General features: G+C 67.9%; 6 protein-coding genes. 4 read left to right on the top strand and 2 right to left on the bottom strand.

The window, feature by feature from the left end; translation table 11 throughout:
- The first annotated feature begins 232 nt into the window (after positions 1-232).
- The 4 genes from Y706_RS0110005 to sufU all read left to right on the top strand — a co-directional run bounded on the left by Y706_RS0110005 (position 233) and on the right by sufU (position 8,731).
- Entirely contained in the window at positions 233-2,974 is a 2,742-nt protein-coding gene (locus Y706_RS0110005; protein ID WP_028276484.1) for a LuxR family transcriptional regulator, read from the top strand.
- A 71-nt stretch (positions 2,975-3,045) separates the two neighbouring features.
- A complete protein-coding gene (locus Y706_RS0110000) occupies positions 3,046-5,769 on the top strand; it encodes a helix-turn-helix transcriptional regulator (protein ID WP_028276483.1) in 2,724 nt (907 codons plus the stop codon).
- 1,187 nt (positions 5,770-6,956) lie between these two features.
- Positions 6,957-8,264 carry an aminotransferase class V-fold PLP-dependent enzyme gene (locus tag Y706_RS0109990; protein ID WP_028276482.1) on the top strand — a complete coding sequence of 436 codons (1,308 nt, stop codon included), beginning with the start codon at positions 6,957-6,959 and terminating at the stop codon, positions 8,262-8,264.
- Between the two features lie 11 nt (positions 8,265-8,275).
- Positions 8,276-8,731, top strand: a complete 456-nt coding sequence (sufU, locus tag Y706_RS0109985) for a Fe-S cluster assembly sulfur transfer protein SufU (protein ID WP_028276481.1) — start codon at positions 8,276-8,278, stop codon at positions 8,729-8,731.
- A gap of 10 nt (positions 8,732-8,741) precedes the next feature.
- On the opposite strand, the gene Y706_RS0109980 is transcribed toward sufU, so the two are convergent.
- Together Y706_RS0109980 and Y706_RS24765 are read right to left on the bottom strand one after the other, a co-directional pair.
- Positions 8,742-10,055, bottom strand: a complete 1,314-nt coding sequence (locus Y706_RS0109980; protein WP_028276480.1) for a UDP-glucose dehydrogenase family protein — start codon at positions 10,053-10,055, stop codon at positions 8,742-8,744.
- A 29-nt stretch (positions 10,056-10,084) separates the two neighbouring features.
- Positions 10,085-10,528 (bottom strand): VanZ family protein, encoded by a 444-nt coding sequence (locus Y706_RS24765; protein WP_043435859.1) that lies wholly within the window; start codon positions 10,526-10,528, stop codon positions 10,085-10,087.
- Positions 10,529-10,594 lie beyond the last annotated feature (66 nt).

Here is a 10,594-nt window from a genome sequence, read left to right as displayed (position 1 = left end):
GTGGCGGGCCGCTTCCCCGGCGGCCGTGCCGCTACCGGCGCCGGACACGTGCGGCGGGATTGCGACTACTTGGTTTGGGCCTTGCGGCAGCGCCGGTCCAACTGAGTACAGCTACGTAGAGCGGGCGGAATACTCGCTAGGTAATCGAGTACTACTTACGCATCCCGAAAATACGCGTAGTCCCTACCGTTGAGGTATCACCGCTCACACTTTGATTGCGAAGGTCTCTCATATGTTCCAGCAAGACGCCGGCTTGCCAACGGGCAGCGGCCAGACAGAAATAGTTTTTCCGGCGCAAAGAAACGGTCATGGCCGCAGTAAGGACAGACCCTTCACCCGCCAGGAGGTCGTTGCCGACATCGTTGAGACCCTGACGTCGGGTTCCGGCTGCGGCATCGTACTCGTGGGCGACCACGGGGCCGGCAAGTCCTTTATCGCCCAGCGCGCCCTGGAGCAGCTCGGCGACGAGTACCTGGTAGTCCAGGTCAGGGGCAGCTCCATATCCTCCAAGCTTCCCTACGGGGCCTTGAGCGTCTTGCTCAACGACCTCGACGCCTCCCACCTCGAGCACCCGCTGATGGTGCTGCGCGGACTGACCCAGCTGCTCCACAACAAATCCGAAGGCCGGCGAATCGTCCTCTTCGTGGACAACGCCCATGACCTCGACGAGCTCTCCAGCATGATGGTGGCCCAGTTGAGCGCCGGGTCCCATGTCACGTTGCTGGCGGCGTGCGTTGACATGCCGCACATCGGCGGGGACATCATGGGCCTGTGGAAGGATGACCTGCTCCGACGGGTGGACCTCGGACCGTTCGACTTTGCAGAGACGGCAACAACGTTGCACCACGAATACGGCGGCCGGTTCTCCCTGACCGCTGCCCGGGCGCTTTGGAGTGCGAGCGGGGGCAACGCCTTGTTCCTCCATTCCCTGGCCCGGGAGCAGATCAAGCTGGGCACAGTGATCCGCCAGGACGGTGTATGGTTCCTGGGCAACGGCCCCATCGCCTTGACCGGAGAGATCCGGGACGTCGTGAAGGCACGCCTCAACCGGCTCGGCAACGGCCAGCGCGACGTCTTTGAACTGCTGGCACTCGCCGGGGCAGTGCCGCTGCAGACCCTCATGCTCATCGCCAACCCGCAGGATATGGACGCGCTCCAGGAGCGGGCCCTGATCCGGGTCACCCATGACCATCCGCCGATGGTCAGCATCGCCAATCCGGTGACCGCTGGAATTGTCGCCAACGTGGTCCCGCCCGGGCGCAGCGCCGAACTCCGCCGCCGGCTCACGGCAGTGCTCCAGGAATCGAACACGCTGGACACCGGCGGCTCGGCCGGCGTCGCCTGGGCTCTGGATTGCGGGGAAGAGGTGAGCTCCCAAGTCGCCCTGGCCGCCGCCCGCGCCGCGAACGGTACATCCGACCACGCGGCCGCCTTGCGATTTGTGCAGGAGGTCGAAGGAAGCGAACCCGCCGCCCTGATGGCCATCGAAACAGTCAATGCCCACATCTCGGTGAACAACGAGGACTCTGCACGCCGGGTTCTGGAGGCACTGGATGACGGCGCGTGCGCCAAGCTTCCCCTGACCGAGTGGACCGCTTTGCAGCTGCTGCGCGTGGAACTGGACAAACGCAGCACCGCCCCGGGCGCCGACCCCGAAGCCCGGATACAGGAGTTCGCCGAGCGGCTGGCTGCCGAGCCCGCCGCACAGAGTCCAGTTGCAGTTGCAGCCCGGGAGCGGCTGCGCCTGGCGGAGGCTGGGCTCGCCGCTTTCCGTGGACGCTACGACGAGGTCCTGGCCATAACCGACGGCGTGGACGCGGGGGACCTGGGCAGCGAACCAAGGATCCTGACCGCCAGCGTGCGCAGCGAGGCCCTGGCCGTCACAGGCAACGTGGTGCGGGCGCTCGCCCTTGGAAAGCAGATCCTGGCGGCCACAGCCAGCGCGCAGCTCACGGACCATGCGGTTCGTGAGATCCGGGGCAGGTTCCTCCTCCTCCTTTTGCTCTCCGGCAAGTTCAGGGAAACGTCCGCCTATCTTGAGGAGACGTACAGCGGCGCAGAGCCCCAGACCAGGCTGGGCGGGATGTTTGAGATCGGCCAGGGCGTCATGGACCTGCATGCCGGACACCTCGACGACGCCTTGTCCCGGCTCCAGGCAGGCCGGTGGCAGCTCCGGGCGCAGGACCCCGACGCTTTGGGCGGCCTGGCCGCAGCCGTGTGTGCCTATGCCGCCGCACTCCAGGGCGAAGAGGAAATGGCCGGCCTGCTACTGGACGATCTTGCCCAGGCCCGGCCGCCCGCGGCCTGGCTGGTGGAACGGCTCACACGCTATTTCGAACTGTCGGCCCAGGCCGAGCTCGGCCAGAGGGCAATGTCCATCCGTACGCTCTCGGCCGAAGCGGGCAACGACGCTGAAACGTCAGCACTGGCCCCCGCGCTCCTGTTCCAATCCGCCGCGGCCCGGCTGGGAGACCGCCAGGCGGGCCAGAAGCTCGGCAGCCTGAGCGGGAGGGTGACCGGACAATTCGCGGCCCTGTGCTCGCGGCTGGCCGAAGGCATGCGGGAGGCTGACAGCGAACAGTTACTGGCAGCATCCAAGGAAGCTGAGGCATGCGGCAACACCGTGTTCGCCAGGGACGCGGTGCGGAAAGCCGTCGGCTGCGCAAACGACGCCGGCAACCGCATCGCGTTGCGGATCGCCCAGCGGGCGCAGCAGTCCCTCGATGACAAGTTCGGCAGTCCGAAGAACGGGCTGCGGTCGCTTACAACCTCAACCCTGACGGCGAGGGAATGTGAAGTGGCGGTCCGGGCTGCTGCCGGTACGTCCAACCGCAAGATCGCGGAACAGATGCACGTATCCGTCCGCACTGTGGAGGGACACCTCTATCAGGTGTATTCGAAGCTGCACGTCGCCAGCCGATCGGAACTCAAAGATGTCATCTCGACTCCGGCAGACAGCGCCAGGCTCGGCTGAGCCCGGCAGACTGCAGGCGGCAACCCGGACGGCTGTTCAAGACGGGCAGAAACTGGCAGGGAGAACCGGCGATGGAAAGCCTGGCTGAGACCTCGGCACTGATCGAGCGCTCGGCGCTGGTCAAGGACCTGGTGCGTTGCCTGCGTGACGACACCCGATCAGGTGCGCTCATCGTCGGCGGCGCGGGCGCGGGCAAGACCGCCGTCCTCAAGGCCGCCATCCGCGAACTCGAGCCCCACCGCCGCCTGATCCGGCTGACCGCCACTTCGGCTCTGGCCAGCGTTCCTTTCGGTGCCCTGGCGCCGTACTTGTCCCGGCTTCCTGACCGGGAACTCGACTCCTACGCAGCCGTCGTGGAAGCGATGGCGCGCAGCCTGAAATCCGAGGCGGACCGCCCTCTGTTTGTGGTCGACGATGCGCATTGCCTCGACCATGGGACCGTCCGGCAGTTGGCGCAGGCGGCCGCGACCGGCGCCGCGGGAATCCTCGTGGCCTGCCGTCCCGGGCCGATGATTCCGGAAGAGTTCCTCGCGCTTTGGGACGACGGGATAATTTCTAAGTTCGACCTCTACCCGCTGAGCCGGATCGGAACCCACCAACTGTGTGAGCAGGTCCTGCGGGCGGACGTCTCTCCGTGGGTTAGTGCGTTGTTCTATAAGGCGGCCGACGGCAATCCGCTCATGCTGATGTCCCTGATCCAGCATGCCCGGGCCAGCGGCGCCTTGGGCCTCCGGCACGGAGTATGGTTCCTGCTGGCCAACCCCGATATGGCCCAAGTTCCGGCCGCCGACGTTGTGGACCGGCAGTTGCGCTCCATGACACCGGAGGAAAAGACCGCCGCCACGATCGTTGCCATGGCCGGACCGCTATCCCTGTCCCAGATTCTGCGGATCAGTGGTCCCAAGGCCGTCGATGCCCTGGACACCGCGGGCATCATTGCCGTCTCCACGGGACATGACCGGCTGGTACGGGCCGCCAGCCCGATCCTTGGCGAGATTATCCGCCAGCGGGTCCCGGCCGGCCGCAGTTCGGCCCTGCGTTCGAGCGTGTTGTCGCTTCCGTCGGCGCGGGCCGCGGCGCCGGGAGCGGCCCTCAACCGGCTGCGCTGGTCCATGGACTGCGGCGTAGAGATCCCTCCGATCCAGCTCCTGCAGGCCGCTGTCGCCGCGAACACGGACTTGGACCCTGCGACCGCGGCCCGGGTGGCTGGCGCCATCCGGGACGCCCGGTTCCTCCCCGAGGCCCGGATCCAGCTGGCCTATTCGCACTTCATCGCGGGGCACACCGAGGCCGCTGTGGCGTGTCTGGAGTCCGCACAGCCGGTGCCCTCCGGACGGCCGTCCTACCTGGCTGCCCTCCTGGCAGCCCGGCTCGGGTCCGCAACGCCGGCCCGGCAACAGCATCCCGACGCCGGCACGCACCGCCCGGCCTTTGAACTGCCCATCGAACCAGGGCTCCTGGAATCGCGGGCCCGGAATTCACTGTCTGCGGATTTCGCGACGTGCACCGACCTTTCCGGACGCGCTCCGGCGGGACAGCCGCCGGACGTGACAGCCGCCGGGGGACTGGCCACAGAGCTGCTGAGTCACTCATGGGACGGCAAGTTTATGGCAGTTGGAACCGTGCTGCGCGAACTCATCGCCGCGGCCGGCGCCTATCCCGAAATCCGGGTCCCGGCAGTTTCCCTCCTCGCCGAACTCTTGACCGCCCAAGGTCAACTCCGCGCAGGGCTGCGTTTGGACGGCGAGGCATGGGGCGGGGCCCGGACCGCAAGCCTGGAACTTCCCTTGGTCTACGAGGACCTCGTGGTGCGCCACTGCCTGAATCTGATCTGGGCCGGCGACTGGGACCGGCTCGGAAGTGTCCTGGACGATTACGCGGCCCGTGAGCCTGGGCGGCTGCTGTACAGCGGCGGCATGCTGCACCTCATGCGGGGATACTCGCGGTTGCGCCAGGGCAGGATGCGTGAAAGCCTGGCCGAACTTCGGCTGAGTGTCGAAGAGCTTACTATCGCCGACCCGTTAGGTCTGTTGCCGTTTGCGCGCGCCGTCGCGGCCTATGCCGCAGGCGCCGTCGGACGCCACCATGAGGCCAGCCAGCATGTGCTCGCCTACCGGCTCTCGGTGTACAGGGAGCCGAAAACCCTTCACCTGCTGGCAGAGGCGTACTGCCGGGCTGCTGAACCCGGAGAAGGGCCCGGAGAAAGCGGTGCCGGGGCTTTGGCGCGGCTGGCGGACGAGGCCCTGCACGAGAGCCTGCGGGGCGTCGAAACCGATATCAGGCGGCTCGCGCTCCGCGGCGGTGACACCTCGGGCGCCGAGGCCCTCGCCCTCAGCAGCGGCGCAGTCGACGGCCCGGAGGCCAGGCTGGTGGAGTCCTACGCGCGAGCGGTGTCGGCGTCGGATGCGTCCGACCTCATTGGCATCAGCGACGACGCGCTCAATGCAGGACACGGGCTCCTTGCCCTTGAGGCCGCCCAGCAGGCCGAGCGGATCCTGGCAGACGACCCGGAGCGGTGGCGGCTTACCGCGGTCCAGCGCCGGGTCCATCACCGCCTGGTGGAGGCCGGAATGTTGTCGCAATTGGAGGTCGTCCGCAGCGATCACGGCGCCCCGTTGACTGCCCGTGAGACCGAAGTCCTGGAACTGGTGTCGGGCGGGGCCACGAACGCCGAGATCGCCACAGCGCTCTGTGTGTCACTTCGGACCGTGGAGGGGCACCTGTCCCGGATCTTCGCCAAGCTCGGCGTGGGCCGGCGGGCGGACCTCCTGGACCTCGGCCCGCTGCCCTCCTGACCGGTCCGGCCCGGCGTGGCCTGACCTGGCTGTCGCGTGCGTACAGCACGGGTGGCCCGCGGGACCAGCGGGAGTAGCTCCAAGTAGTGCCATGGCGAGTAGGGCCTCAGAAGTCGGGTAAACGCTACTCGTGTGCAGAGCCCGTTCGGGCGATTGACTTAAGCCAGTCCCACGAACAGCACCAACCCGAACAGCACCAACCCGAACAGCTCCACCTCGAACAGTTCCACCTCGAACAGCTCCACCCCGAACAGCTCACGAAGGTCTCAAAATGAGGAACTTGAGGGCGGTCAGCAACCGCAAGCATGGCCCGAGGAAAGTGTGGTCTCAAATTCCTTGCTTGCGGATGCAGCCACTGCCACCATTAGAGGTGATCGGGCCGTAATCTTTCCCACTAACTCCTTCATTGGAATCGTGCGGTGCCTCAACGGGCAGCCGCGCGCCAAGGTCGGAGCCGGCGGCGTCAGAGCCTTCTGAGACCGAGGCTCTCCCCCCAGCCGCCGCCGGCTCCCTTAACCGGTCTTCACCCGGGTCCGCGCCATCGAGAAGCGCGACCCTGACACGGGTACCGTCGGGCATCGCCGCAGGGGGTAGCGGCGGGTGACGACGTCTGGTGTGCAAGCCCTCGCCGGCCCTGGCGTCACGCGCTGGCATGTCGGGCTAGCCCTGCGTCGGGCAGGCCTTGCGCCGTAGCAGTCAGAGCCTGCCGGCTGTTCCGGCGCCTGTTGGATGTCGCTTTTGGATGCCGCTGCTGGATCCCGTCGGCCCACGGCTCCCGCCAAGGGGTCGCGGCGACGGGCACCCGCGGCCCCTGCGGTCATCGCCGCGGCCCTATCGCTTGCCGTTTGCCATTTTCGGGCAGCACCAGCCCACCCCCTGGCTGGGTGTTGAATTGCGGCTGCCCTGGGGCAATGCTCCCGTCAGGGTCCGGGTCTTGGCAGCCGAAGGGCACCGCCGCGCGAGCCGATGGCCCCTCGATCCGGCTACCGGGGCGGGACCTCCTCTCGCGTTCCGCGAGCGTGTTCCGCGGTGAGCGTTCCGCGGTGTGCGGGTCCGGGCGGTGGCCGCACAGGAGGGCTGCGGGAACGTGGGATAATTAGGTTTAATCTGTGTGACGTATTTTGCACGCTGGCCGCCAGGCCGGCGCGGTGTACGCCGCATTGAACACCGATCCAGGAGTCTCCGCCATGGTTGCCACCCCAGCCCATCTCCGCCGCTCTGCCGCCGCGCTCGGAAACGAGGAGGTCCTGAGGATCCGCAACGACTTCCCGATCCTGCAGCAGCACGTCAACGGCAGGCCGCTTGTCTACCTGGACTCCGGCGCCACCTCACAGAACCCGCTGAGCGTGCTGGAGGCCGAGCAGGAATTCTATGAGCAGCGGAACTCCGCGGTCCACCGCGGGGCACACCACCTCGCCGTCGAGGCCACCGAGGCGTTCGAAAACGCCCGGGAAACGGTGGCGGACTTCGTCGGGGCGGAGTGGGATGAGCTGATCTGGACCTCCAACGCCACGGAGGGCCTGAACCTGCTCACCTACTCCTTCCTCAACGCGTCCCTGCCGGGCGCCGGACCCGAAGCGGCCCGGTTCGCCCTGGCCCCGGGCGACGAGCTCGTGGTCACGGAGATGGAGCACCACGCCAACCTGATCCCCTGGCAGGAACTGGCGGCCCGGACCGGCGCCGTCGTGAAGTTCATCCCGATCGACGACGCCGGCGCCCTTGATCTGGAGGCCGCCGCCGGCATCATCGGCCCGCGCACCCGCGTCCTGGCGTTCACGCACGCGTCAAACGTGCTCGGCACCATCAACCCGGTGGCCGCCCTGGTGGCCCTGGCCCGGTCCGCGGGGGCCCTCGTGGTGCTCGACGCCTGCCAGTCCGCACCGCACCTGCCCCTGGACGTCAAGGCGCTCGACGTCGACTTCGCGGTGTTCTCCGGCCACAAGATGCTTGCCCCCACCGGCATCGGCGCCCTCTATGGCCGCTCGGAGCTGCTCAACGCGATGCCGCCGTTCCTGACCGGCGGCTCCATGATCACCACCGTCACGATGGAACGGGCGGGTTTCCTGCCCAGCCCGCAACGCTTCGAGGCCGGCACCCAGCGCATTTCGCAGGCCGTGGCACTCGCCGCGGCGGTAAATTACCTCAGCGAAACCGGGATGGACCGCATTCACGCCTGGGAAGCCGAACTCGGCCAGCGCCTCGTGCGCGGCTTGGAGTCCATCCCCGGGATCCGGGTGCTGGGTCCGGCGGCCGGGCAGGAGCGGATTGGCCTGGCGGCATTCGACGTCGCGGGCGTCCACGCGCACGACGTCGGCCAGTTCCTGGACAGCCGCGGCATCGCCGTGCGGGTCGGCCACCACTGTGCCCAGCCCCTGCACCGCCGGCTCGGGCTGACGGCGACGACGCGCGCCAGTACGTACCTTTACAACACCACGGACGATGTGGACGCGTTCCTGAACGCGGTCGCCGATGTCCGTGCCTACTTCCAAGCCTAGGACGGACATCCATGAGTCTTGACCAGCTTTACCAGCAGATCATCCTCGAACATGCCAAGGCCCGGCACGGCAGCGGCCTGGCCGCCGCGGACGCGCCCAAGGAGGCCAGCTGCGGCCAGTCCCACCAGCTGAATCCGACCTGCGGCGACGAAATCACGGTCCGGGTGTCCGTGGCCGGCGGGAAGGTCAGTGAGCTGCGCTGGGACGGCGACGGCTGCTCGATCTCGATGGCTTCGGCGTCCGTGCTGACAGACCTCGCCGAGGGCATGACGGTCGAGGAACTCAGCACCGTCATTGACAGCTTCCGCGAGGTGCTGCGCTCGCGCGGCAAGGTGCCGGCCGACCCGGAGGTGCTGGGCGACGCCGCGGCGTTTGAGGGCGTGTCCCGTTATGCTGCCCGGGTCAAATGCGCCATGCTCTCCTGGGTGGCCGCGGAGGACGCCCTTGGCCAGGCGCTGACAGCCTGACGGCAACACATCAGGGCCGGCCCAGGCCCTTGTAGGTCCAGCCGGCCGCCCGCCACTTGGCAGGGTCCAGGACGTTGCGGCCGTCCAGGATGCGCGGCGCGGACACGAGCGCTTTGGCCGCGTGCGGATCCAGCTCCCGGTACGCCTGCCACTCGGTCAGCAGCAGCACGGCATCGGCACGGTGCAACGTCGTCTCCAGGTCCGGTTCCAGCTGGAGTTCGGGGAAGCGCTTGGCTGCATTGGGCAGGGCCTGGGGATCGGTGACCGTCACCACGGCGCCCTGCAGCTGCAGCTGCGCGGCGGCGCTCAACGCGGGGGAGTCCCGGACGTCGTCGCTTTCGGGCTTGAACGCCGCGCCCAGGACGGCGACCCGTTGGCCCAACAGGGACCCGCCGCACAGTTCGCGTGTCAGCTCAACCACCCGGGTCCGGCGCCGCATGTTAATCGCATCCACTTCCCGCAGGAAGGTCAGAGCCTGGTCCGCCCCCAGCTCGCCGGCGCGGGCCATGAAGGCACGGATGTCCTTGGGCAGGCACCCGCCGCCGAATCCGATGCCTGCGTTCAGGAACTTCCGCCCGATCCGCTCGTCGAGCCCGATCGCATCGGCCAGCCGGGTGACGTCGGCACCGGTGGCTTCGCAGACCTCGGCCATGGCGTTGATGAAGGAGATCTTCGTCGCCAGGAACGAGTTGGCTGCCGTCTTCACCAGTTCCGCCGTGGCGTAGTCCGTCACCAGCCGGGGTGTCCCGCCCGCGAGGGGAGTCTCGTAGACCCTGTCCAGGACGGCCACCGCGGGATGGTCTTCGCTGCCGTCCGGCGTGCCGTAGACAAACCGGTCCGGGTTCAGGGTGTCTGTCACGGCATGGCCTTCGCGCAGGAACTCGGGATTCCAGACCAGCGAGGCGCCGGGCTCTGCGTCCGCCAGCACTGCGGCCAGGCCCGCGGCGGTTCCCACAGGCACTGTGGATTTGCCGGCGACGACGTCGCCGGGGGAGACGTATCCAGCGAGCGAGGCGACTGCGGCGTCGACATAGCGCAGGTCGGCGCCGTTTTCGCCGCGTTTCTGCGGCGTTCCGACGCAGATGAAGTGGACCTCGGCGCCGCGGTCGGCCGCCATGTCGGTGGTGAACCGCAGCCGGCCCGATTCCTCAAGTTGGGACAGGAGTTCGTCGAGCACGGGTTCGTAAAAGGGGGCGTGGCCTGCTGAAAGCTGTGCCACCTTGTGTTCGTCGACGTCGATTCCGACGACGTCGTGACCCAGCTTTGCCATGCATGCGGCGTGGACCGCGCCCAGGTAACCGCAACCAATAACCGAGATCCGCATAGTTCCGCTTTCCTCCCGTCGGGCCCTGTTCACAGGGTACGTGGTGGACGTCGGGATCGCACAGCCTCACGGCGTGCCATGAACAGCCTGGCCGCGAGCGCGCCGGCCAGGGCGCCGATCGTGTTCGCGGCGACGTCGGCGACGGACGGAAAGCGCGCCGGCAGGAACGCCATCTGGCCGAGTTCGATCACGACGGAGAGGATGAACCCGGCAACGGCCCCGCCCCACCACAGCCGCAGGCCCAGGATGATGGCGGCCAGGGCGCCGAGCGGAACAAACAGGATCACGTTCGAGGAAAATTCCACCACCCCGTAGTCGAACCAGGGAGGGACGCCCCAGCTGTGCAGCTGCCGGAGCCACCGCATGAGGTAAGTGGCCGCGCCCCGGTCAACGGGCACCGGCCAGAAGGCAATCAGGCCGAGGACCGGAACACAGGCGCACAGGCCCCAGATGGCGACGCGGCGGGGTAGCAACTGGCGTCCCCTTTCAGCGGTCCACCTTTTTGCTGATTCTAGCGGCCGGCGGCGGCAGGCGCCGTG

This window comes from Arthrobacter sp. I3 (assembly GCF_000520575.1).
Classification (GTDB): domain Bacteria; phylum Actinomycetota; class Actinomycetes; order Actinomycetales; family Micrococcaceae; genus Arthrobacter; species Arthrobacter humicola_A.
This window is presented reverse-complemented; position numbering and strand designations above follow the sequence as displayed.

Coding starts and splice junctions, on each gene's coding strand:
- Y706_RS0110005 (WP_028276484.1), top strand. CDS start 233: ATGTTCCAGCAAGACGCCGGCTTGCCAACGGGCAGCGGCCAGACAGAA.
- Y706_RS0110000 (WP_028276483.1), top strand. CDS start 3,046: ATGGAAAGCCTGGCTGAGACCTCGGCACTGATCGAGCGCTCGGCGCTG.
- Y706_RS0109990 (WP_028276482.1), top strand. CDS start 6,957: ATGGTTGCCACCCCAGCCCATCTCCGCCGCTCTGCCGCCGCGCTCGGA.
- sufU (WP_028276481.1), top strand. CDS start 8,276: ATGAGTCTTGACCAGCTTTACCAGCAGATCATCCTCGAACATGCCAAG.
- Y706_RS0109980 (WP_028276480.1), bottom strand. CDS start 10,055: ATGCGGATCTCGGTTATTGGTTGCGGTTACCTGGGCGCGGTCCACGCC.